Below are 23,264 nucleotides of genomic sequence, written 5' to 3'. Positions count from 1 at the left end.
AGTGCTCGCAGTATCTTTTACAGCCTGTGTTTAATCAACAATTGCGCCACTTGCACAGCGTTGAGCGCGGCGCCTTTGCGCAGGTTGTCGGTGGTCAGCCAGAGGTTGAGCTGCTGGTCGTCATCGACACCATGGCGTACACGTCCAACATAGACCACGTCTTGGCCCACTGCGTCACCTACCGGCGTCGGATAATCGTCGCGCGCGACCAGTTCGACGCTACCGGCACTCTCCAACGCAGCATTGACTGCCGCCAGGTCCACCGGTTTACGGCTTTGCACCGCCACACTGAAGCTATCGCCGAAAAACACCGGGACTTGAATGCAGGTCACGGAAATCTTCAGTTCGGGCTGCCCCAGCAGCTCGCGCAGCTCGCTGACCAGGCGCCGCTCAAGGCCAGCATGGCCTTGTTCGTCAACCGCACCCACCTGAGCCAGCAGGTTGAACGCCACCTGGCGGTCGAAGAAGCGCGGCTCCAACGGGCGGGCATTGAGCAGCTCGGCGGTTTGACGGGCCAATTCGTTGACCGCTTCGCGGCCTTGGGCAGAGACCGCCAGGTTGGCCATGACCTGCACCCGCTCGATGTCCAGCAGGCCTTTCAGCGGTGCCAGCGCGACAGCCAGGGCAACGGCTGCAGAGCCTGGGCTGGCCAGGCGCGCAGGCAGCTTCAGGTTGGCGATTCTGTCGGCATTGGCTTCCGGCACCACGGCAAGGGCGTCGTCAAGGCCGCCGGACAGGTCGATGACCGTGCAGCCCGCCTGCTGAGCCTTGTTGGCGAAACTGCGGCTGACGCCAGGGCTGGCAGCGAAGAAGGCCAGTTTGACCTGGGCGAAATCGAAACTGTCGACTTCACGCACCTTGATCTTCTTGCCTGCGAACATCACGCTGCTGCCCGCCGACTCCATACTGGCCAGCAGGTGCAGGGTCGCGACCGGAAATGCCAGCTCTTCGAGGATCTGTACGAGGGTTTCACCGACGCTACCGGTGGCGCCGACGACGGCGATGTCCAGGGGTTGGGTCATGGAGGGGATCCTTTTGCTGAAACGGCGGGGGGCGGCACTTTACTCGGATTATGGAACAACGAACACCCTCAATTCGCCAGCCCCTCTGCGTCCGACCGTCGAACATCAGGCCGGCCAGAATGACAGGCGCTACCTGACATTTTTGCCAGTTTCAGGATTTCTCGATCGCACCCAATCTTGCATGACGTCTATTCATCGAGGCACACGTTATGCGCCCATTCCTGATAACAACGCTGCTGTCATGTTTGGTCACTAGCGCCTGCGTACCTCAGGATTACGGCCCGACTAACTTCGCGGATGCGCCGAGAAATGATCTGCAGGGCGCTCTGGGGGGGCAGGTCGATTTTGCCCAAACGCATGTGGTAGCGGCGACCCGCAGAATCTTCGACCCGTTTCTGGTGCCGCACAAACCGGCCCTGGTGCTGTTCAGGCCCAACAAGCCCGTCACTGACGTGGAAATGACCATAACGCTGGATGGCCGCACCACCACCGTACGCATGGATCGCCCGGAAGCACTTCCAGGCACCGCGGTATATGACCAGAGGGACACCTTCTCTGGAAAAATCATTGAAGGCAGCTACCCGAAGTTCAGGGAAAACACGTTCAGCTATCAGATCCCCTGGAACCTATTCACCGCCGATGCACGCATCAGTTTTCAGCAAGCTGGCAACCCGAGCAATCAAGGCTCGCTACCCGCTGACAAATTCGTGTTCATGACCCCTGAAAGCGAGGGGCTGACGCTGATGAACATCAAGGGCTGCATCTTCAAGGATGAGTCGACGTGCAGGGATACCCTCGATCAGTTCGACGGTGAGTACAACCCCACTGCCGCGCGTATTGCAGCACGGGAAATGCTTTCCGAAGTGCCCACTCAACGCCTTCACCTAGGCACCGGCAAGGCCTACTGGCCCCGCATCATTGCCATGGGGCCCGATCAAAAGCCGCATGTTTACGACAAGACGAATGGCATGGAGTGGGCTGTGTTCGGCGACAAAACGTTACCGGCCAAAGTGGGCATGGGCAATTACTGGCGCGCGGCTTCGAACCTGGGCGACAAGAAAGCAGGATACCCTGTGGCCATTACGGGGCAATTGCTTGACACGCCAAACGGCATGCCTCCATTGCCGCCAGGCGTAGCCGCCAGCTGTGGAGGTAACAGCTGTAATTACCCTTACTTCCCCGATGGCTTCTGGCATGAAACAGGCCACGCCTTTGGCCTTCCTCACGATACACCCCCACGCTACGAAGACTGGTCGTATAGGGCGTATGACAATGTCTTTCTGCCACACACACATCCTGACCCACACCGCTACAATCTGCGGGTAGACTATCTGGGCTTGCACTACTTCGGCCAGGTTGTTGGATCACTCTCCGCCCCTCCTTGGGCTTCCGGTCCCGCTTCCGCGCCCTTGATTGACGAGTTCGAAAAGCTGGGCCTGAAATCGACAGAAGGCGCCAGTTGGAAACGCTATATTTCTCCCTATAACCACCAGCAGACGCTGCGTGTACAACAGCGCTTCGGACGGCTGCCGGACGGCGCAAAGTACGCTGATGTGTTTGACGACCACCGCCCGCCGGCCATTGGCGTCACTGCCGTTGCCGCCAAGGAAGGCAAAGGCCTTGCGGTGACTGCCCCCTCTCACGGTCTCCCTGACTCAGGCATTCAGCAACCTGCCCCCCTGCTGTCGTTGCTTTCGCCCGAATCAAATCAAGTCCCTATTGAAACTGCAGTGCCGGTACATACCTTGGTGGCGACCTTTTCAGACCCGTCTCACAACCGGGACGGCATCAACCAAATCTATCCGGCCATTTTGAGCAACTATGGGAATGTCTTCAGCCCTGCACAGTTAGCCGCCAGTGCTGCGACCCGCCCACAGCGCAGCGCGAGCTATTCCGTATTGATGACGACAACCTCGCAATGCCTCGCCTCGGATAACGACCTGCTGGTATTGAAAGCTTGCGATGACGAATCGGCTCAATTAACCATAGAAACCGTACCCCCTGATAACGCAGCGGAAGCGCCCTACGTGCCGATTGTCATCGTGCGTAACAGGGAGGGAAAATGCCTGGAATTCAATTTTCACTTTCGCAGTTGCGTCAACGCCGAACGACAAGTTCGCTGGCGCGGCCGCATAGACCTCACGAATCATTCTCGCCTGCTGAAGCTGCAAGAGAGCAACACAGGAAAATTCATTACCCCCACTGGCCCCCGCGACCTGGCCTTGCTCCCCAATAGCAGCGATAACGAATTGCAACATTTCATGCCAGGCGACGATCACAACCCGCACAGTTATCGGGTCGATATTCATTACGCCAGCGGCGCCGTCGAAACACACCCACTCTACGCCGGCCCCATCGCGAAAGACACATTGAAAACGGCCGTTTTCAATGTCAACTCCCAGCGTAAACCTGTCAAAGCGGTGCTCAGGGTGGATAACGCCGTCATTTACGAGCGACCGCTGGAAGATAACCGCCTTCCCCAGGTCATTAGCATGGGGGCTGAGCACGGCGAGCAGATAAACCAGGTCTGGGAGCCGCAATGGTTGTATTCAAAAGAACGAAACGCCTGCCTAGCGGCCACCGATCAAGGTTTGAAACTTGCGACCTGCAATGCGGATGCAATTTGGCGCCTCCCCCAAAAGAATGTGTTCCCCCAGCTGTTCGACACCTACGAGCCAGTCGACCTTTCGGGCCGTTGCATCAACACTCGGTTAGCAACTGGCGAATGCCATTTCCCTCGCAAAGATACCGCTTGGTGGACGCGCCAAGACCTGACCCAGACCCCTTCTGAAATCTATCTACAAGAACTGACTACCGGAACGTTCATCACCACCATCCAAGGTAACGATACCCCACTGCTTGCCCCGCTGACCTACAGCCCAGGCCAACGGTTCCAGAAACAGGCGCTACTGAAGTTCATGGTGACGCACAGAGGTCGATGCCTGATAACTTCGGGCGAAACAGTAGCAGTGTCGACCTGCGAGCCCAATCACCTGAACAGTTGGTACATGATCAGCACGGCCACCCTGCCGCTGCCAGATGGAAGTACCGAACTCACGCTCATGAACGGCGCTGGCCAATGCCTGAACGACGAGTTGAAGCTTCAGGGGTGCGCGCAACCGCGTGCGGACAGACTCACCTGGTTAACTCGAAAGGACCTGGCAGGGCAGCTCCACAGGATTCGCCTTCAGAACAAGAAGACTGGTCAATTCGTGGATGTAGGGCAGGATGGTTCGGTTTCGCTTAAGCCCTTGGCGGGTGACTCCCAGGTCTTTGTCTACACAATTGAACTGCAATGATTGCAGATCGCGCATGAGCCGCTCATGACCAACGCTGTGTGAAATAAAAAAGCCCTGCAAGGCCAACGCCTTGCAGGGCTTCGAACGATCAAACCCGGTTCAACGTTCCAGCAGGATCCGCAGCATGCGGCGCAGCGGCTCGGCAGCGCCCCACAGCAGCTGGTCGCCGACGGTGAACGCGCCCAGGTACTGGGAACCCATGTTCAGCTTGCGCAGGCGACCTACCGGAATGTTCAGGGTACCGGTGACATTGGTCGGGCTCAGCTCCTGCATGCTGATCTCGCGCTGGTTCGGCACCAGCTTCACCCACGGGTTGTGCTGGCTGATCATGCCTTCGATATCGGCCAGCGGCACGTCCTTGTTCAGCTTGATGGTCAGCGCCTGGCTGTGGCAGCGCATGGCGCCGATGCGCACGCAGATGCCATCGACCGGGATCGGGCTCTTGAAGCGGCCGAGGATCTTGTTGGTTTCAGCCTGGGCCTTCCACTCTTCGCGGCTCTGGCCGTTCGGCAGCTCCTTGTCGATCCACGGGATCAGGCTGCCAGCCAGCGGCACGCCGAAGTTCTCGGTCGGGTAGGCTTCGCTGCGCATGGCCTCGGCGACCTTGCGGTCGATGTCGAGAATGGCGCTGGCCGGGTTGGCCAGGTCATCGGCCACAGCCGCGTGGGTAGCGCCCATCTGCTTGATCAGCTCACGCATGTTTTGCGCGCCGGCACCGGAGGCCGCCTGATAGGTCATGGCGCTCATCCACTCGACCAGGCCAGCTTCGAACAGGCCGCCCAGGCCCATCAGCATCAGGCTGACGGTGCAGTTGCCGCCGATGTAGTTCTTGGTACCGGCGTCGAGCTGCTGGTCGATCACCTTGCGGTTGACTGGGTCGAGCACGATCACTGCATCGTCCTGCATACGCAGCGACGAGGCGGCATCGATCCAGTAACCCTGCCAGCCCGCTTCACGCAGCTTGGGGAAGACCTCGTTGGTGTAGTCGCCGCCCTGACAGGTCAGGATCACGTCGAGGGTCTTGAGTTCTTCAATCGAATAAGCGTCCTTGAGCGGAGCAATATCCTTGCCCACGTTCGGGCCCTGGCCACCGACATTGGAGGTGGTGAAGAACACCGGCTCGATAAGGTCGAAATCCTGCTCCTCCAGCATCCGCTGCATGAGCACGGAACCGACCATACCGCGCCAACCGATCAGACCTACACGTTTCATCGCAACTACACCTTTGCTAAAAGTGGGCCGCCACCGACCAAAAACGGTGGCGGGCCAGAGAGATTACAGATTCCGCAGCGCTGCGACTACTGCGTCGCCCATTTCCTGCGTGCCTACTTTGTCGCAGCCGGCCGACCAGATGTCACCGGTGCGCAGCCCTTGGTCCAGCACCAGGCTGACCGCCTGCTCGATGGCCTCGGCGGCAGCGTGCTGGTTGAAGCTGTAACGCAGCATCATCGACACCGACAAAATGGTCGCCAGCGGGTTGGCGATGCCCTGCCCGGCGATGTCCGGCGCCGAGCCGTGACACGGCTCGTACATGCCCTTGTTGTTGGCATCCAGCGACGCCGACGGCAGCATGCCGATGGAACCGGTCAGCATGGAAGCTTCATCCGACAGGATGTCACCGAACATGTTGTCGGTCACTACCACGTCGAACTGCTTGGGCGCGCGCACCAGCTGCATGGCGGCGTTGTCCACGTACATGTGGCTCAGCTCGACATCCGGGTAATCCTTGGCCACGTCTTCGACCACTTCGCGCCACAACTGGCTGGACGCCAGAACGTTGGCCTTGTCCACCGAACACAGCTTCTTGCCGCGCACACGGGCCATGTCGAAGCCGACGCGGGCAATACGGCGCACTTCGCTTTCGCTGTAGGGCAGCGTGTCATACGCCTGGCGCTCGCCGCCTTCGAGTTCACGCTGGCCACGTGGCGCGCCGAAATAAATGCCACCGGTCAGTTCGCGAACGATGAGGATATCCAGGCCCGAGACGATTTCCGGCTTGAGCGACGAGGCATCGGCCAGTTGCGGATAGAGGATGGCCGGGCGCAGGTTGGCGAACAGGCCCAGTTGCGAACGGATTTTCAGCAGGCCGCGCTCAGGGCGGATGTCACGCTCGATCTTGTCCCATTTCGGGCCACCCACAGCGCCCAGCAACACGGCATCGGCCTGGCGCGCACGTTCCAGGGTCTCGTCAGCCAGCGGTACGCCGTGCTTGTCGATGGCCGCGCCACCAATCACGTCGTGGGCCAGGCTGAAGCCGAGCTGGAACTTGTCGTTGGCCAGCTCCAGCACCTTGACCGCCTCGGCCATGATTTCCGGACCAATGCCATCACCTGGGAGAATCAGAATCTGCTTGCTCATGCTTTCCTCTATCCATTCAAGCGGTGTGGCCAGCTCGGCCACACCGAAAAAAACTCAGCGCTCAGCCCACAGTACCAGCACATCGGTGCTGAACGAGCCGTCGGCTTCGATCTGGTAATACTGCCGCACTTCCTCGCCCATGGCTTGCTGCAATTGGCGTATGGCCACACGCATGGGTTCGGGGGTACGCATACGCTCGACCCAGGTGCCAAACTCCAGGCGCAGCGGCTGCCGGGTGTGGCTGCGCACATACAGGCCGGCTTCGCTGACCTGGCGTTGCCATTCGGCGACGGAATAGTCGCGCACGTGGCTGGTGTCGCGCAGCACCTCGACGGTTTGCAGGTAGGTGTCGAGCAACGGGCTGCCCGGCGACATGACATCGATGAAGGCCGCCACACCGCCCGGTTTCAGCACGCGGCGCACTTCGCGCAGGGCCAGGCCCAGGTCGCTCCAGTGGTGTGCCGAGTAGCGGCTGAAAACGAAGTCGAACGAGGCGTCGGCGAACGGCAGGCGTTCGGCGGCGCCGCGCTGCGTGGTGATATTGCCCAGGCCACGGTCGGCGGCGGCGCTGGCAACCACGTCGAGCATGGACTGCGACAGGTCGTAAGCGACCACTTCGGCGACCAGGGGCGCAACGTGGAAACTGACATGCCCGGCACCGCAGCCCAGGTCCAGCACGCGGGCCTCGGCCTGGCCGGCCAGCGCGGCTTGCAGCAGGGCGAATTCGGTGCCCTGGGCGTGTACGGCGCTGCTGAGGTAGGCGTTGGCCTGCTCGCCGAACTGGCGTTGGACCACGTCGGTGTGGGTGGTGCTGGTCATGTATAAATCCTTTTGGTTTCTTATTGCCTTTACCGGCCCTTTCGCGGGTAAACCCGCTCCCACAGGTACTGCACAAGACGTTAGGGCAGAGGAGTTCCTGTGGGAGCGGGTTCACCCGCGAAGAGGTCGGCACAGCCAGAGCAAATGCCGGCTATATCAATCAGGCATCCCGAAACAGCCAAGGCTGGCTGGCGCGGTGCTTGCCTTCGAAGGCCTTGATCGAATCGCCGTCCTGCAAGGTCAGGCCGATGTCATCGAGGCCGTTGAGCAAGCAGTGCTTGCGGAACGCGTCGATCTCGAAGTGCAGCACCTTGCCATCAGGACGGGTCACAGCCTGGGCTTGCAGGTCGATGGTCAGCTGATAGCCAGGGTTGGCTTCGACCTGCTTGAACAGCTCGTCGACTTCCTCATCGCTGAGGATGATCGGCAGCAAGCCGTTCTTGAAGCTGTTGTTGAAGAAGATGTCGGCAAAGCTCGGTGCGATGACGCTGCGGAAGCCGTACTCGTCCAACGCCCATGGCGCGTGTTCGCGGCTCGAACCGCAACCGAAGTTTTCCCGCGCCAGCAACACGCTGGCGCCCTGGTAGCGCGCGTGGTTGAGCACGAACTCTTCGTTCAACGGGCGCTTGCTGTTGTCCTGGTAGGGCTGGCCCACGTCCAGGTAGCGCCACTCGTCGAACAGGTTGGGGCCGAAGCCGGTGCGCTTGATCGACTTGAGAAACTGCTTGGGGATGATCTGGTCGGTGTCGACGTTGGCACGGTCCAACGGCGCGACGAGGCCAGTGTGCTGGGTAAAGGCTTTCATGCTGCGCTCCCTTGGATCAACTCGCGGACATCGATGAAGTGGCCTGTCACCGCAGCGGCGGCGGCCATGGCCGGGCTGACCAGGTGGGTACGACCACCGGCACCCTGGCGGCCTTCAAAGTTGCGGTTGGACGTCGAGGCACAGTGCTCGCCGCTTTCCAGGCGGTCCGGGTTCATCGCCAGGCACATCGAGCAACCCGGCTCGCGCCACTCGAAGCCGGCTTCGAGGAAGATCTTGTCCAGGCCTTCACGCTCGGCTTGCGCCTTCACCAGGCCCGAGCCCGGGACGACAATGGCCTGCTTGACGGTAGCGGCCACTTTGCGGCCCTTGGCGATTTCGGCCGCGGCGCGCAAGTCTTCGATCCGCGAGTTGGTGCACGAGCCGATGAACACGCGGTCCAGCTGAATATCGGTGATCGCCTGGTTGGCGGTCAGGCCCATGTATTTCAAGGCACGCTCGATCGAGCCCCGCTTGACCAGGTCAGCTTCGGCAGCTGGGTCCGGTACGCGCTGATCAACGGCCAACACCATCTCGGGCGATGTGCCCCAGCTGACCTGTGGCTTGATTTGCGCGGCATCCAGTTCGACCACGGTGTCGAACACGGCGTCTTCATCGGAGACGAGGTCTTTCCACGACTCGACGGCTTGCTTCCATTGCTCGCCCTTCGGTGCATAGGGGCGGCCTTCGACATAGGCGACGGTGGTGGCATCGGTCGCCACCAGGCCCACGCGGGCACCGGCTTCGATCGACATGTTGCAGATGGTCATGCGGCCTTCCATGGACAAGCCACGGATAGCGCTGCCGGCGAATTCCATGGCGTGGCCGTTGCCACCCGCGGTGCCGATCTTGCCGATGACGGCGAGGACGATGTCCTTGGCAGTGACGCCTGCAGGCAATTCACCTTCGACGCGCACCAGCATGTTCTTCATCTTCTTGGCGACCAGGCACTGGGTGGCGAGCACATGCTCGACCTCGGAGGTGCCAATGCCGTGGGCCAAGGCACCGAAAGCGCCGTGAGTGGACGTGTGCGAGTCACCGCAGACCACGGTCATGCCCGGCAAGGTGGCACCTTGCTCCGGGCTGATGACGTGGACGATGCCCTGGCGCTCGTCATTCATCTTGAATTCGACGATGCCGTACTCGTCACAGTTCTCATCGAGGGTCTGCACCTGGAGGCGCGACACCTGGTCGACGATGGCGTCGATACCGCCCTTGCGCTCTGGCGTGGTCGGCACGTTGTGATCAGGGGTGGCGATGTTGGTATCGATGCGCCATGGCTTGCGGTTCGCCAGGCGCAGGCCTTCGAAGGCCTGGGGCGACGTCACTTCGTGGATGATGTGGCGGTCGATGTAGATCAAGGACGAGCCGTCATCACGGCGCTTGACCTCATGGGCTTCCCAGAGTTTGTCGTAGAGCGTTTTGCCAGCCATCAGACTGTTCCTCATCAGCGTCTTTCTATGCCAAAGACCCCTTGGCTTGTACGGACGATGCTATGGCGATAGATTGAATAACTCAAATTCATAATTTTTATGCTTTGCATAACCACCAGGAATCTGAAAGATGGATCTGGCCAACCTCAGCGCTTTTATCGCCATTGCCGAAACCGGCAGCTTCTCGGGAGCCGGCGAACGCCTGCACCTGACCCAGCCCGCCATCAGCAAACGCATCGCCGGGCTTGAGCAGCAACTGGATGTACGCCTGTTCGACCGCCTGGGGCGTGAAGTGACCTTGACCGAAGCCGGGCGGGCGTTGTTGCCACGGGCCTATCAGATTCTCAACGTGCTTGATGATACCCGACGTGCGCTGACCAATTTGACCGGGGAAGTGAGTGGTCGGTTGACCCTGGCCACCAGCCACCATATCGGCTTGCACCGCTTGCCCCCGCTTTTACGGGCCTTCACCCGGCAGTACCCTTCGGTGGCGTTGGATATTCAGTTCATGGACTCAGAAGCTGCCTACGACGAGATACTCCATGGCCGCGCTGAAATTGCCGTTATCACCCTGGCGCCAGAGCCCCACCACCTGATCAAGGCGATCCCGGTCTGGGACGACGCGCTGGACTTCGTGGCAGCCCCGGAACACCCGCTGGCCAACAACCACGCGGTTAGCCTGGCCGATGTGGCGCGCCACCCGGCGGTATTCCCGGGTGGCAATACCTTTACCCACCACATCGTCCAGCGCCTGTTCGAAAGCCAAGGCCTGACGCCGAACATCGCCATGAGCACCAACTACCTGGAAACCATCAAGATGATGGTTTCCATCGGCCTGGCCTGGAGCGTGCTGCCGCGCACCATGCTCGATGATCAGGTTGCACCCATCGCTTTACCCGGCATACAGCTGTCGCGCCAGCTAGGCTACATTCTGCACACGGAGCGAACGCTATCGAATGCGGCGAGGGCCTTCATGGCCCTGCTCGACAGCCATGCAGGGTCCGCCTGACCGGTCGTCAGTACGGCATTTCCAACTCAAGGACGCGTCAAACGCCAAAGGTCTGGTACCAATGCCCAAATCAGCAAACCGCTTTCCGCGCCTGCCGCGCATTCCTGCGGCCGACCCACAGGAATCCGAACAGGCCTGGCAAAACGCCCCGCAACTGCTCGCCGCGCTCAACGGCGCCCGCCTGGGGGCCTGGCTGTGGGACATCGAAACCGGCCGGGTCAGCTGGTCACGCGGTACCCAGGCGCTGTTCGGTTTCGACCCGCTACGCCCGCTGCCCAACGACATCGACTACCTTGACCTGCTGCCCGAAGAAGACCGCGCACGCACCCGCCAGCTGTTCCAGGCAGTGGTCAACGGCGAACCCGTGGAGCAAGCCATGCGCCACCGCATCCGCTGGCCGGATGGCAGCCTGCACTGGCTGGAGATCAACGGCAGCCTGACCCACGACCGCCACGGCCGACCGCAGATGATCGGGGTCATCCGTGAGATAACCCGCCAGCGCGAGCGCGAAACGGCGCTGATCAACTCGGAAAAACGCTTTGCCACGCTGTTCCACCTGAGCCCCAATGCCATCCTTCTGACCCGCCGCCACGACGGCATGATCTTCGAGGTCAACCAGCATTTCGAAGACATGTTCGGCTGGCCAGGCAACCAAGTGATCGGCAAGACCAGCCTGGAGCTGGGCCTGTGGGTGCACCCCGAGCAGCGCCCGCAACTGCTGGACGCTACCCGCGCCAGCGGTGGCCCACTGATCATGGAAGTGCAGTTCCGGGCCAGCAACGACAAGGTGCACGACGGCATCCTCTGCACCCAGGCCATCGAACTGGAGGGGGTGACGTTTTTGCTCAGCACCTTCGTCGACACTACCGAACGCAAGCGTGCCGAACAGGCCCTCAAGGACAGCCAGGAACGCCTCGACCTGGCCCTGGACTCAGCCCAGCTGGGCACCTGGGACTGGCACATCCCCAGCGGCATGCTCTATGGCTCGGCCCGTGCCGCGCAACTGCACGGGCTGGACCCGATCCCCTTCCACGAATCGTTCGATGCCTTTTTCGAGGGCGTACCGGAGGAAGAGCGCAATGTCATGCGCCAGGCCTACCGCAGCCTGCGCGAAGGGCCTGCGGGCAATTACCAGATCACTTACCGCGTGCAGCTGGAGAACGGCGCGTCACGCTATATCGAAAGCCGCGCACGGCTGTACCGGGACGACCAGGGCAACCCCTTGCGCATGGCCGGCACCCTGCTGGACATCACCGACCAGGTCGAGCGCGAGCAACGCCTCAGCGCCTCGGAAGAAAAATTCGCCAGCCTGTTCCAGGTCAGCCCTGACCCCATCTGCGTGACCCGCCAGGACACCGGCCAGTTCATCGAGATCAACCCGGCCTTTACCCAGACGTTCGGCTGGAGCGCCGACCAGGTGATCGGCCGCACCGCCGAGGAAATCGGCCTGTGGGCTGAGTCCATCGAACGTGCGCAACGCATCGAGCGGGTGATCCGCGAACAGGCCTTGAGCAACGTGGCGGTGGTGGTCAACCATCGCAACGGCGCGCCCTTGACCTGCGTGATATCCAGCTGCCTGATCAGCGTCGATAACCAACCCTGCAGCGTCACCACCCTGCGCGACATTACCCAGCAGCAACGGGCCGAGGCGGCGCTGAAATCCAGCGAAGAGAAGTTCGCCAAGGCCTTCCACTCAAGCCCTGATGCCATCACCATCACCGAGCGCTACAGCGGCCGCTACCTGGAAATCAACGACGGTTTCTGCCGGCTCACCGGCTACAGCGCGGCCGAAGTGGTCGGGCGCAGCGTGTATGAACTGGGCATCTGGGCCGATGACAAGCAGCGCAGCGCCCTGCTCGCCGAGCTCAAAGAGCGTGGCCGGGTGCACCATCGGGAGATGCTCGGGCGCAACAAGCGCGGCGATATCCTCACCGTCGAAGTGTCGGTGGAACCGATCACCCTCAACGAGACCGACTGCCTGCTGCTGACCGCCCGCGATGTCAGCCAACTGAAAAATGCCCAGGCGCAGATCCGCCACCTGGCGTACCACGACCCGCTGACCAACCTGCCCAACCGCGCCCTGCTGATGGACCGCCTGAGCCAGCAGATCGCCCTGCTCAAGCGCCACAACCTGCGTGGCGCGCTGCTGTTCCTTGACCTCGACCACTTCAAGCACATCAACGATTCCTTGGGCCACCCGGTAGGCGATACGGTACTGAAGATCATCACCGCGCGCCTGGAGGCCAGCGTGCGTCTGGAAGACACCGTGGCGCGGCTGGGGGGCGATGAATTCGTGGTGCTGCTCAGTGGCCTGGAAGGCAGCCGCGAACAGGTCGAAAGCAAAGTGCGCGAGCTGGCCGATACCCTGCGCGAACTGCTGGCCGAACCGATGTCGCTGGATGGCCAGCGCCTGCAGGTAACCCCCAGCATCGGCGTGGCGTTGATCCCCGACCACGGCACCACCCCCGCCGACCTGCTCAAGCGTGCCGATATCGCCCTGTACCGGGCCAAGGATTCCGGGCGCAATACCACCCAGTTGTTCCACACCACCATGCAAAAGGCTGCCAGCGAGCGCCTGCGCATGGAAAACGACCTGCGCCTGGCGCTCGCACGGGGTGAGCTGGCCTTGCACTTCCAGCCCCAGGTGGATGCCCGCGACAACCGTATCGTCGGTGCCGAAGTGCTGCTGCGCTGGCACCACCCGCAGCTCGGCCAGCAGCCACCGGCACAGTTCATTCAGGTATTGGAAGAAAGCGGCCTGATTCTGGAAGTAGGCAGCTGGATCCTCGACGAAGCCTGCGACGCCTGCGCGCGCATGCTTATGGACGGGTTGATCGACGCCGATGATTTTAGCCTGTGCGTAAACATCAGCCCGCGGCAGTTCCGCCAAAACGATTTCGTCGGGCGGGTGCTGCGCAGCCTGGACGACTACCGCTTGCCACGGCGGATGCTGAAGCTGGAAATCACCGAAGGCATCGTCATCCAGAACCTGGAAGACACCATCAGCAAGATGCGCGAGCTGAAGCGTTACGGGGTAAGTTTTGCCATGGACGACTTCGGCACGGGCTATTCGTCACTGACCTACCTCAAGCGCTTGCCGGTGGATGCACTGAAGATCGACCAGACGTTCGTGCGCGACGCACCGATAGACCCTAACGACGCCGAGATCGTCCGCGCCATCGTCGCCATGGCCCACAGCCTGGACCTGGCGGTAATTGCCGAAGGGGTGGAGCTGACCGAGCAACTGGAGTTTCTGGAGAAACTGGGCTGCCATTTGTATCAAGGGTACCTGCACAGCCGGCCGCTGCCGTTGCAGGAATTCCGGCAGATGCTGCTGGAAGCGCCTGCGGATTACTGACTGCCCGCACGCAAAAAAGGGCACCCGAAGGTGCCCTTTTTGTCACAGCCTTACACTCAGTTCAGCGCTGGCTTGTCGCCATTGATCGGGATGCGTTTGGCCTTGGCTTCTTCAGGCACGATGCGCAGCAGATCGATGCTGAGCAAACCATTGGCCAGGCCCGCAGCCTTGACCTCGATGTGGTCGGCCAGACGGAACGACAGCTTGAAGGCGCGCTGGGCGATGCCCTGATGCAGGTAGGTCACTTCAGCGGCGCTGTTGTCGCGCTTGCCACCGGAGACGGTCAGGACACCTTTTTCGACTTGCAGGTCGAGGTCCTGCTCCTGGAAACCGGCTGCGGCAACCACGATGCGGTAGTGGTCTTCGCCATGTTTTTCCACGTTGTAGGGCGGGTAGCTGCTACCGGCCTCGTTACGTGCCGCGGATTCGAACAGGTCGTTGAAACGGTCGAAACCAACGGAATGGCGGAACAGTGGAGCGAGAGAGAAAGCGGTGGTCATGGTCATAAACTCCTGAGATTCAGCAAGTAAGTCACTGCGCGACCCGAGTTCGGCATCGCGTACTCAAAAGATAAGGTCGGTGAAATGGCTTTCAAGAGGGACCACGAAAATTTTTTTGAGCGGGTTTGCGTTCCAACACAACCGGTGTAGGAGCAGCCTTGTGCTGCGAAGGGGCCAGTGCCCACAGCGAGAAATCACTGGGGTCACGGGCCTCTTCGCAGCACAAGGCTGCTCCTACCGTGAATCGGGCGATTCCTCGTGATCAGGCAACACACGCCTCGAATGCCTGCAGCTCAACCCCCAACAACCGGCTGATCCGCGCGCAATCATCTTCGCGACGCAATTCGGCAAACAGCACGACCGCCTCCGGGTAGCTGCGGGTCAGCATTGCCAGCCATTGCTTCATCCGCCCCGGCGCATAGCGCGGCGACAGCTTGGCCTGGGCCTGGCGCCAGAACTCGCGCAGCAGCGGCAGCAGGTCGTCCCAGCTCATCGGCTGGTAGTCGCGGCCCTCGCGAGCAGCGGCAATCTGTACGCCCAGGTCGGGCCGCGACACCAGCCCACGCCCCAACATGATGTGTTCGGCACCACTGACCTCACGGCAGCGGCGCCAGTCGTCCACGGTCCAGATTTCGCCATTGGCGAACACCGGCACCTTGACCACATCCTGCACCCGCGCCACCCACTCCCAGTGAGCGGGCGGCTTGTAGCCCTCGACCTTGGTGCGGGCGTGCACCACCAGATGCGCCGAACCGCCTTCGGCCAGGGCCGTGGCGCAGTCCAGCGCGCCATCGGGGCTGTCGAAGCCCAGGCGCATCTTCGCCGTCACCGGGATATGCGCCGGCACCGCACGGCGCACTTCGCGGACGATGGCGTGCAGCAGTTCTGGCTCTTTGAGCAGCACCGCGCCGCCGCGCGACTTGTTCACGGTCTTGGCTGGGCAACCGAAGTTCAGGTCGATTACCGGTGCGCCCAGCTCACAGGCCAGCGCTGCGTTCTCGGCCAGGCAGACCGGGTCGGAGCCCAGCAGTTGCACACGCATCGGCACCCCGGCCTCGGTCCGCGCGCCTTGGCGCAATTCAGGCGCCAGCTTGTCGAACGAGGATGGCGGCAGCAGGCGGTCGCACACGCGGATGAACTCGGTGACGCACCAATCGATGCCACCCACTCGGGTCAGGACGTCGCGCAGGATGTTGTCGACCAGCCCCTCCATGGGGGCCAGGGCAATTTGCATGTGTGGGTCTCGGCGGGAAAAGGCGGCAGTCTAACAAAAAACCACAGCCCTTCAGGCACCGATCAGCGCTTGGCCGTACCCCTCGATGAACGCTGCAGGCATGCGCTTGGGCTTGCCGCTGGACAATTCGATACAGGCGAAGGTGGTCTGCGCCCGCAACAGGGTCACGCCATCACGCGGGCGCTTGAGCTGGAAGCGGCGGGTCATGCGCAGGCGTTGATCCCAGTCGATGATCCAGGTCGCCAGTTGCAGTTCGTCGTCTTCGTAGCCGGCCGCCAGGTAGTCGATTTCGTGGCGCACCACCGCCATGGCCCTGTCCAGGCGGCGGTACTCGGCGAGGTCCAGGCCAAGGCGCTGAGAGTGGCGCCAGGCGCAGCGTTCGAGCCACGTGACATAGGTGGCATTGTTGGCGTGGCCGAGGCCGTCGATGTCCTCGCTGCCGACACGCAGGTCGATGATGAAGGGTGTTGCCAAGTCCCAGCTCATGCACGCTCCTAATAACAAAAACACAACTGAAAGCCAGTGTAACGGATGCTCAGGCCCTTTGCCGGGCCGGCGCGCTGGCCCGTGCAAGCAATTCGAGCACCGCCTCGCCCAGGCGCGGGTCGGCCAGCACTCGCTGGTGCCCGCCCTCCTCCAGTAGCAGCAAGCGGCTGTCGAACCAGGCCTTGTGGATGATATGGGCCTCATCGGCAGCCACCAGGCCATCGTCAGCCGCATGTACCACCAAGCCTGGCAGTTCCAGCTGGTAACCACTGACATCCAGGCGCGTGATCTGCATCCCCACATCCCGCTCCACCTGGCGTATGAATGCGGCCCGTGCGCGCGCCGGCAACCCCAGGCGATGCGCGAAGCCGCGCAACACGCCGAGCAACCGGGCGGGTGCAGCGATGCTCACTGCCGCCTCCGCGCGCAGCCCCATCTGCAACGCCAGCAACACACTGGCCCCACCCATGGAGTGGCCTATCACCGCGCGCAACGGCGGCAGCTCGGCAGCCGCTTCCAGCAGTGCGCGGGCGAACAACACCACGTGAGCTTGATGGCCTGGAGAGCGACCATGTGCCGGCCCCTCCAACGACACCACTGTATGCCCGGCCTGGACCAGGGCCTCGATCAACGCGGCAAACTGGGTGGGGCGCCCTTCCCAACCGTGCATCAGCAATACGGTCGGCCCCTTGCCCCAACGCAACGCCGACAGCCCGAAGCGCAGGGTGATACGCTCGGCCTTGGCCAGCAGCGGCAACTCCCACGCTTTTGGGGGCAATGTACGTGGGGTCATGAATGCGCGGCGCATCTTGCCGGCCACATGCTCAGGGGCCAGGTGGCCCAGGGTGCCATTGACGCCACGAATCCAGCTCAGGGTAGTCATCGCCTTGCTCCAGCAGTGTGGTTATTCAGATCACCGCCGACTTGGCGGCACGCAATACACGGTCAGAAAGTTCGCTCGTGCCCAAGGCGCGCGCCAGGGCCAGGCCACCGACCATCAGCGCCAGGTCGGCCAGTGCTTTGTCGATGTCTTCGGGGCGATCGACCATTTTCGCGGTCATCAGCTCGATGTGCTCGGCCAGCACCTCGCGGAACACCTCTGGCAGGCGCTGCATTTCGCCCAGGGCGTTGGGCAGCGGGCAGGCATGCACTTGCGCGTCGCGGTGCTTGCGCGAAAGGTAGAACGCCGTCACCAACGCCCGGCGCGCCTCGCCATCCAGGCTGGGGTCGACGTGCGCCAGCAAGTCCCGCCGTTCGCCCAATAACTGGCGAAAAGCCTCCAGCATGAGTTCGTCCTTGCTCTCGAAATGGGCATAGAACCCCCCTACCGTCAGGCCTGCAGCCCCCATGACCTGGCTGACGCTTGGTTCAGCCGGCCCGTGCTGGATCAAGGCGCTGCGCGCAGCTTCGAGAATCCGCTCGCGGGTTTTGCTCTTTTTGTCGTTCATGGCCACCTCGAATATGATGCTTGTAATATTATAAGCATCATATTTTTTGGCAAGCGAAATTAGCGATCACCTGTCGGTGCCCGAAAAAATGGGAAAGGGAGAAAAACAAAAGGCCCATTCAATAAGCGAATGAGCCTTTAAAGTCCCGCAAAACGCGGGTAAACATGGCGTCCCCTAGGGGACTCGAACCCCTGTTACCGCCGTGAAAGGGCGGTGTCCTAGGCCACTAGACGAAGGGGACGTAACCTTCGTGCCGGTTCGTTTTCACAAACCGCGGCAAAATTGGTGGAGCTAAGCGGGATCGAACCGCTGACCTCCTGCATGCCATGCAGGCGCTCTCCCAGCTGAGCTATAGCCCCGAAAACAAAAGGCTCATCCAATAGACGAATGAGCCTCTTTAAGCCCCGCAAAACGCGGGTAAAAGTGGCGTCCCCTAGGGGACTCGAACCCCTGTTACCGCCGTGAAAGGGCGGTGTCCTAGGCCACTAGACGAAGGGGACGTAACCTTCGTGCCGGTCCGTTTTCACGTACCGCGGCAAATTGGTGGAGCTAAGCGGGATCGAACCGCTGACCTCCTGCATGCCATGCAGGCGCTCTCCCAGCTGAGCTATAGCCCCAGATTTTTAGCCTCGCGGCCCAGCGACATCGTGAAACATCGCTTGTGTAAAACTGGCGTCCCCTAGGGGACTCGAACCCCTGTTACCGCCGTGAAAGGGCGGTGTCCTAGGCCACTAGACGAAGGGGACGAACCTTCTTACCTTCAAGACCCGGTTGCTGGACCAGGTCTTGCTTATCAGCCGTGGCTGCTAAGCGGAATTTGGTGGAGCTAAGCGGGATCGAACCGCTGACCTCCTGCATGCCATGCAGGCGCTCTCCCAGCTGAGCTATAGCCCCACTATGTCGCTCTGAGCAGAATCGCTGGCTGGGTGCCTGGCGTTTCGTTTCGCTCATCGCTGTGGACGGGGCGCATATTAAGATCGGATTGCACGGCTGTCAAACGAATTTTTGAAAATATTCAAAAGTTTTTTCACAGATAACAATCACTTACCGCCCTGCCCCTTGCAGGAGCAGCCTTGTGCTGCGAAGAGGCCGGTACACACTAGCTACATTGCTGGCGTCTGTACCGACGTCTTCGCAGCACAAGGCTGCGCCTACATCACTACGGGCTGCTGTGTCAGGCGATGTTCGCCAGCAGCTTTTCCCACTCTTTGTTTTCTTTTTTCGACACACCACCCAGCAAGTCCAGAGCCTGGCGCAAGCGGTAGCGGGTCAGGTCCGGGCCGAGGATTTCCATGGCATCGAGCACCGACACCGAGCTGGCCTGGCCAGTAATGGCGGCGAACATCAGCGGCATGGCGTCACGCAGTTTCAGCTCCAGCGATTCGACCACGGCCTGGATGCAACCGGTGATGCGGTCTTTTTCCCACTGGCGCAGGCTTTCGAGCTTCCACAGGATCAACTGGATGACCTGGCGCACCTGATCAGCCGACAGCTTCTTGCTCTCGAACAGCTTGGCATCGAGCTTCAGCGCGCCCTCGAAGAAGAAGCCACCCAGCGGCGCAACCTGGCTGAAGGTCTCGACCCGGCCTTGAACATGCGGGGCGATCTTCATCATGTAGTCGCTGTTGAACGCCCATTTCTGCAAGCGCGCGGCGAACTGTTCGACCGGCAGCTCGCGCAGCCACTGGCCATTGAGCCAGGACAGTTTTTCGATGTCGAAAATCGGCCCGCCCAGGGAGATGCGCGACAGGTCGAAGTGCTCGACCATTTCGGCCAGGGAGAACTTCTCGCGCTCGTCCGGCATCGACCAGCCCATGCGGCCGAGGTAGTTGAGCATCGCCTCGGGCATGAAGCCCATGCGCTCGTAGAAGGTGACCGAGGTCGGGTTCTTGCGCTTGGACAGCTTGGACTTGTCCGGGTTACGCAGCAGCGGCATGTAGCACAGCTTGGGCTGCTCCCAGCCGAAATACTCGTAAAGCTTGATCAGCTTGGGCGCCGACGGCAGCCACTCTTCACCCCGCAGGACGTGAGTGATGCCCATCAGGTGGTCGTCGACCACGTTGGCCAGGAAGTAGGTCGGCAGGCCGTCGTTCTTCATCAGCACCTGCATGTCCATGCGGTCCCATGGGATTTCGACGTCGCCGCGCAGCATGTCCGGCACCACGCAGATGCCTTCGCTCGGCACCTTCATGCGGATCACGTGGGGCTCGCCGGCGTCCAGGCGGCGCTGCACTTCTTCAGCGCTCAGCAACAGGGCACGGCCGTCGTAACGCGGGGTCTCGCCACGGGCCATTTGCTCGGCGCGCATCTGCTCCAGCTCTTCAGCGGTGCAGAAGCAGTAGAACGCATGGCCGGCATCGACGAGTTGCTTGGCGTATTTGGCGTAGATCTCGCCACGCTCGCTCTGCCGGTAAGGGCCGTGCGGGCCACCGACGTCCGGGCCTTCGTTCCACTCGATGCCAAGCCAGCGCAAGGCGTCGAAGATTTGCTGTTCCGACTCGCGGGTGGAGCGCAGCTGGTCGGTATCTTCGATGCGCAGGATGAACTCACCGCCGTGCTGCTTGGCAAAGCAGTAGTTGAACAGGGCGATGTAGGCGGTGCCGACATGGGGGTCGCCCGTGGGCGATGGCGCGATACGCGTGCGTACGGTGGTCATGGAAGGTCTCGAACGAAAGATGAAACAAAGGCGGGATGTTAGCAGGGAGCAGGCACCCGGCTCCAGCAATGGCGCGAACGACACTTGTCGAATTGCCGTCCGTCACTGTTAAATTTGTTTACATTTCTGGAACCATAGTCCTCATGCCTGCTCAACTCAAACGCCGCCTGCTGATCTTCTTTGTCGTGGTTGCGGCCATCGCCCTCGCCTTTCTGGCCCACTGGTACTTCAAAGGGCGCTTTTACGAAAGCACCGACAACGCTTACGTCCAGGGCGAAATCACCCGTATTTCCAGCCAACTTGGCGCCCGTATCGAAGATGTACGGGTGCAGGACAACCAGCACGTGGTGAAAGGCGAACTGCTGGTACGCCTGGAAGCCGCCGATTTTCAACTCGCCGTCGAGCGCGCCCGAGCCGCCCTGGCAACCCGTGAAGCGGAACACGTGCAAGCTGAAAGCCGCCTGACGCAACAAGGCAGCTTGATCGCTGCGGGCCAGGCCCAGGTCGCCGCCAACCAGGCCACGCTCAACCGCTCACGCCTGGACCTCAACCGCGCAGAAGCCCTGCGTAAGCCTGGCTTCGTGTCCGAGGAGCGGGTGACTACCCTTTCGGCAGAAAGCCATGTCGCCAGCTCCCAAGTCGACAAGGCCCGCGCTGACCTGCAAAGCCAGCGCCAGCAGGTCAATGCCCTGACTGCTGAGCTCAAACGCCTTGATGCGCAGATCGCCAATGCCCGTGCCGACCTTGCCCAGGCCGAATTGAACCTGACCCGCTGCGAGATCCGCGCCCCGATCAGCGGCACCATCGGCCAACGCAACGCACGCAACGGTCAGGTGGTACAGGCTGGCGCCTATCTGCTGTCAGTCGTGCCCGACGAAGACATCTGGGTGCAGGCCAACTTCAAGGAAACCCAGATTGGCCACATGCAACCAGGGCAGCGCGCCGAATTGCTGTTCGACAGCTACCCAGACACCCCCATCGAAGCCCGGGTCAACAGCCTGTTCGCAGCTTCCGGCGCCCAGTTCAGCCTGCTGCCACCGGACAACGCCACCGGTAACTTCACCAAGGTGGTGCAGCGCATCCCGGTGAAGCTGACCTTCAGCGCCGACAACCCGCTGCATGGCCGCATCCGCCCCGGCATGTCGGTCACCGCCACTGTCGATATCCGCACCGAGGATGAAGGCCGCAATGGCCGGTGATCAGTTGCTCCGACCCACTGCCGAGCCCACCCGGCGCGACTGGATTGCGGTGATGAGCGTGATGCTCGGCGCCTTCATGGCCGTGCTCGACATCCAGATCACCAACTCGTCGCTGAAGGACATCCAGGGCGCGCTTTCCGCGACCCTGGAAGAAGGCTCGTGGATCTCCACCTCCTACCTGGTGGCGGAAATCATCATGATCCCACTGACCGCCTGGCTGGTGCAGTTGCTGTCTGCCCGACGCCTGGCGGTGTGGGTTTCGGCCGGCTTTTTGCTGTCATCCCTGCTCTGCTCCATGGCCTGGAACCTGGAGAGCATGATCATGTTCCGTGCCCTGCAGGGCTTTACCGGTGGCGCGCTGATCCCCCTGGCCTTCACCCTGACCCTGATCAAGCTACCCGAGCACCACCGCGCCAAGGGCATGGCCATGTTCGCCATGACGGCCACCTTCGCGCCCTCGATCGGCCCGACCCTGGGTGGGTGGCTGACTGAGAACTGGGGCTGGGAGTACATTTTCTACATCAACATCCCGCCAGGCTTGGTGATGATCGCTGGGCTGCTGTACGGGCTGGAGAAAAAAGAGGCGCATTGGGAGCTGCTGAAGAGCACCGACTATGCCGGCATCGTCACGCTCGGCCTGGGGCTGGGCTGCCTGCAGGTCTTTCTCGAGGAAGGCCATCGCAAGGATTGGCTGGAATCGAACCTGATCGTCAGCCTGGGCACCGTCGCCCTGATCAGCCTGATTACCTTTGTCATCCTGCAGTTTTCCAAGCCGCACCCTTTGATCAACCTGCGCATCCTCGGCAACCGCAACTTTGGGCTGTCGAGTATTGCCAGCCTGGGCATGGGGGTCGGGCTGTATGGCTCAATCTATTTGTTGCCGCTGTACCTGGCGCAGATCCAGGGCTACAACGCCCTGCAGATCGGCGAGGTGATCATGTGGATGGGGGTACCGCAGCTGTTTCTGATTCCGCTGGTGCCCCAGCTGATGAAAGTGGTCTCGCCGAAAATACTGTGCGCATTAGGCTTCTGCCTGTTCGGGGCCGCCAGCTTTGGCTCGGGGGTGCTTAACCCGGACTTTGCGGGGCCGCAGTTCAACCACATCCAGATCATTCGGGCACTGGGGCAACCGATGATCATGGTGACCATTTCGTTGATTGCCACGGCCTATATCCAGCAACAAGATGCCGGGTCGGCATCGAGCCTGTTCAACATTCTGCGCAACCTGGGTGGGGCGATTGGCATTGCCTTGCTGGCCACCTTGCTGGATGCGCGGACCAAGGTGTACTTCGACTACCTGCGCGAATCGGTGGTGCCCAGCAACCCACAGGTGGCAGAGCGCTTGGCGCAACTGGCGGAGCGACTGGGCAGTGAGACAGCGGCGCTTGGCAAGCTGAGTGAGATCACCCATCAGCAGGCGCAGATCATGGCGTACAACGATGCCTTCCACTTTGTCGGCATCGGCTTGGCGGTGAGCATGGTGGCGGTGCTGTTGACGCGCAAGCTGCCGGAGGGGTTGAAAGCTGGGGAGGCTCATTGAGCTGATTTGTTTGTTGCCTGTGCCGGCCTCTTCGCGGGGCAAGCCCGCTCCCACAAATGCCCACTGACTTTGAGAGCTGCGTTCATCCTGAGACAAGCCCG

The 23,264-nt window shown here is 61.5% G+C and carries 17 protein-coding genes and 6 tRNA genes; 5 read left to right on the top strand and 18 right to left on the bottom strand.

Going from position 1 to position 23,264, the window contains the following annotated elements:
* Positions 1-17: 17 nt before the first annotated feature.
* Positions 18-1,022 (bottom strand): aspartate-semialdehyde dehydrogenase, encoded by a 1,005-nt coding sequence (locus OO306_RS07335; protein ID WP_265968208.1) that lies wholly within the window; start codon positions 1,020-1,022, stop codon positions 18-20.
* 209 nt (positions 1,023-1,231) lie between these two features.
* On the opposite strand from OO306_RS07335, the gene OO306_RS07330 reads away from it, so the two are divergent.
* Positions 1,232-4,321 carry a TagA domain-containing protein gene (locus OO306_RS07330; protein ID WP_265968207.1) on the top strand — a complete coding sequence of 1,030 codons (3,090 nt, stop codon included), beginning with the start codon at positions 1,232-1,234 and terminating at the stop codon, positions 4,319-4,321.
* A 99-nt stretch (positions 4,322-4,420) separates the two neighbouring features.
* Here the strand turns inward: OO306_RS07330 and asd are convergent, their stop codons facing one another.
* The 5 genes from asd to leuC form a co-directional block, all read right to left on the bottom strand.
* Complete coding sequence (gene asd, locus OO306_RS07325; protein ID WP_027596728.1) at positions 4,421-5,533, bottom strand: aspartate-semialdehyde dehydrogenase; 1,113 nt, start codon at positions 5,531-5,533, stop codon at positions 4,421-4,423.
* A gap of 63 nt (positions 5,534-5,596) precedes the next feature.
* Positions 5,597-6,679: a 3-isopropylmalate dehydrogenase gene (gene leuB / locus OO306_RS07320; RefSeq protein ID WP_027596729.1), complete on the bottom strand. Its 1,083-nt coding sequence runs from the start codon at positions 6,677-6,679 to the stop codon at positions 5,597-5,599.
* Positions 6,680-6,733: 54 nt separating this feature from the next.
* A complete protein-coding gene (locus OO306_RS07315) occupies positions 6,734-7,498 on the bottom strand; it encodes a class I SAM-dependent methyltransferase (protein ID WP_027596730.1) in 765 nt (254 codons plus the stop codon).
* Between the two features lie 160 nt (positions 7,499-7,658).
* Complete coding sequence (gene leuD / locus OO306_RS07310) at positions 7,659-8,303, bottom strand: 3-isopropylmalate dehydratase small subunit (RefSeq protein ID WP_238216361.1); 645 nt, start codon at positions 8,301-8,303, stop codon at positions 7,659-7,661.
* A complete protein-coding gene (gene leuC / locus OO306_RS07305; RefSeq protein WP_027596732.1) occupies positions 8,300-9,733 on the bottom strand; it encodes a 3-isopropylmalate dehydratase large subunit in 1,434 nt (477 codons plus the stop codon). The genes leuD and leuC overlap by 4 nt, the downstream gene beginning before the upstream one ends.
* A gap of 130 nt (positions 9,734-9,863) precedes the next feature.
* Here leuC and OO306_RS07300 point away from each other — a divergent pair, with 130 nt between their 5' ends.
* Together OO306_RS07300 and OO306_RS07295 are read left to right on the top strand one after the other, a co-directional pair.
* Complete coding sequence (locus tag OO306_RS07300; RefSeq protein ID WP_027596733.1) at positions 9,864-10,742, top strand: LysR family transcriptional regulator; 879 nt, start codon at positions 9,864-9,866, stop codon at positions 10,740-10,742.
* Positions 10,743-10,803: 61 nt separating this feature from the next.
* Positions 10,804-14,100, top strand: a complete 3,297-nt coding sequence (locus tag OO306_RS07295) for a bifunctional diguanylate cyclase/phosphodiesterase (protein WP_265968206.1) — start codon at positions 10,804-10,806, stop codon at positions 14,098-14,100.
* Positions 14,101-14,156: 56 nt separating this feature from the next.
* Here the strand turns inward: OO306_RS07295 and OO306_RS07290 are convergent, their stop codons facing one another.
* The 12 genes from OO306_RS07290 to gltX form a co-directional block, all read right to left on the bottom strand.
* Complete coding sequence (locus OO306_RS07290; RefSeq protein WP_027596735.1) at positions 14,157-14,600, bottom strand: Hsp20 family protein; 444 nt, start codon at positions 14,598-14,600, stop codon at positions 14,157-14,159.
* 262 nt (positions 14,601-14,862) lie between these two features.
* Entirely contained in the window at positions 14,863-15,834 is a 972-nt protein-coding gene (locus OO306_RS07285; RefSeq protein WP_265968205.1) for a tRNA-dihydrouridine synthase, read from the bottom strand.
* Between the two features lie 51 nt (positions 15,835-15,885).
* Positions 15,886-16,320: a thioesterase family protein gene (locus OO306_RS07280; RefSeq protein WP_027596737.1), complete on the bottom strand. Its 435-nt coding sequence runs from the start codon at positions 16,318-16,320 to the stop codon at positions 15,886-15,888.
* A 49-nt stretch (positions 16,321-16,369) separates the two neighbouring features.
* A complete protein-coding gene (locus OO306_RS07275) occupies positions 16,370-17,203 on the bottom strand; it encodes an alpha/beta hydrolase (protein WP_099430100.1) in 834 nt (277 codons plus the stop codon).
* Between the two features lie 25 nt (positions 17,204-17,228).
* Positions 17,229-17,768 carry a TetR/AcrR family transcriptional regulator gene (locus OO306_RS07270; RefSeq protein WP_265968204.1) on the bottom strand — a complete coding sequence of 180 codons (540 nt, stop codon included), beginning with the start codon at positions 17,766-17,768 and terminating at the stop codon, positions 17,229-17,231.
* Positions 17,769-17,933: 165 nt separating this feature from the next.
* Positions 17,934-18,009: transfer RNA gene (locus OO306_RS07265), tRNA-Glu, on the bottom strand.
* Between the two features lie 42 nt (positions 18,010-18,051).
* Positions 18,052-18,127 (bottom strand) — tRNA-Ala (locus OO306_RS07260).
* A 65-nt stretch (positions 18,128-18,192) separates the two neighbouring features.
* A tRNA-Glu gene (locus tag OO306_RS07255) sits at positions 18,193-18,268 on the bottom strand.
* A 41-nt stretch (positions 18,269-18,309) separates the two neighbouring features.
* A tRNA-Ala gene (locus OO306_RS07250) sits at positions 18,310-18,385 on the bottom strand.
* A gap of 53 nt (positions 18,386-18,438) precedes the next feature.
* Positions 18,439-18,514: transfer RNA gene (locus OO306_RS07245), tRNA-Glu, on the bottom strand.
* 72 nt (positions 18,515-18,586) lie between these two features.
* Positions 18,587-18,662: transfer RNA gene (locus tag OO306_RS07240), tRNA-Ala, on the bottom strand.
* 280 nt (positions 18,663-18,942) lie between these two features.
* Positions 18,943-20,424 (bottom strand): glutamate--tRNA ligase, encoded by a 1,482-nt coding sequence (gene gltX, locus OO306_RS07235; protein ID WP_027596096.1) that lies wholly within the window; start codon positions 20,422-20,424, stop codon positions 18,943-18,945.
* 143 nt (positions 20,425-20,567) lie between these two features.
* On the opposite strand from gltX, the gene OO306_RS07230 reads away from it, so the two are divergent.
* Both OO306_RS07230 and OO306_RS07225 read left to right on the top strand, forming a co-directional pair.
* Positions 20,568-21,623 carry an HlyD family secretion protein gene (locus tag OO306_RS07230; protein ID WP_265968203.1) on the top strand — a complete coding sequence of 352 codons (1,056 nt, stop codon included), beginning with the start codon at positions 20,568-20,570 and terminating at the stop codon, positions 21,621-21,623.
* A 49-nt stretch (positions 21,624-21,672) separates the two neighbouring features.
* Complete coding sequence (locus tag OO306_RS07225) at positions 21,673-23,163, top strand: MDR family MFS transporter (RefSeq protein WP_177323905.1); 1,491 nt, start codon at positions 21,673-21,675, stop codon at positions 23,161-23,163.
* Positions 23,164-23,264 lie beyond the last annotated feature (101 nt).

This window comes from Pseudomonas sp. DCB_AW (assembly GCF_026240895.1).
Lineage (GTDB): Bacteria > Pseudomonadota > Gammaproteobacteria > Pseudomonadales > Pseudomonadaceae > Aquipseudomonas > Aquipseudomonas kermanshahensis.
Note: the sequence above shows the minus strand (reverse complement) of the source record. Positions and strands in the feature narration are given on the sequence as shown.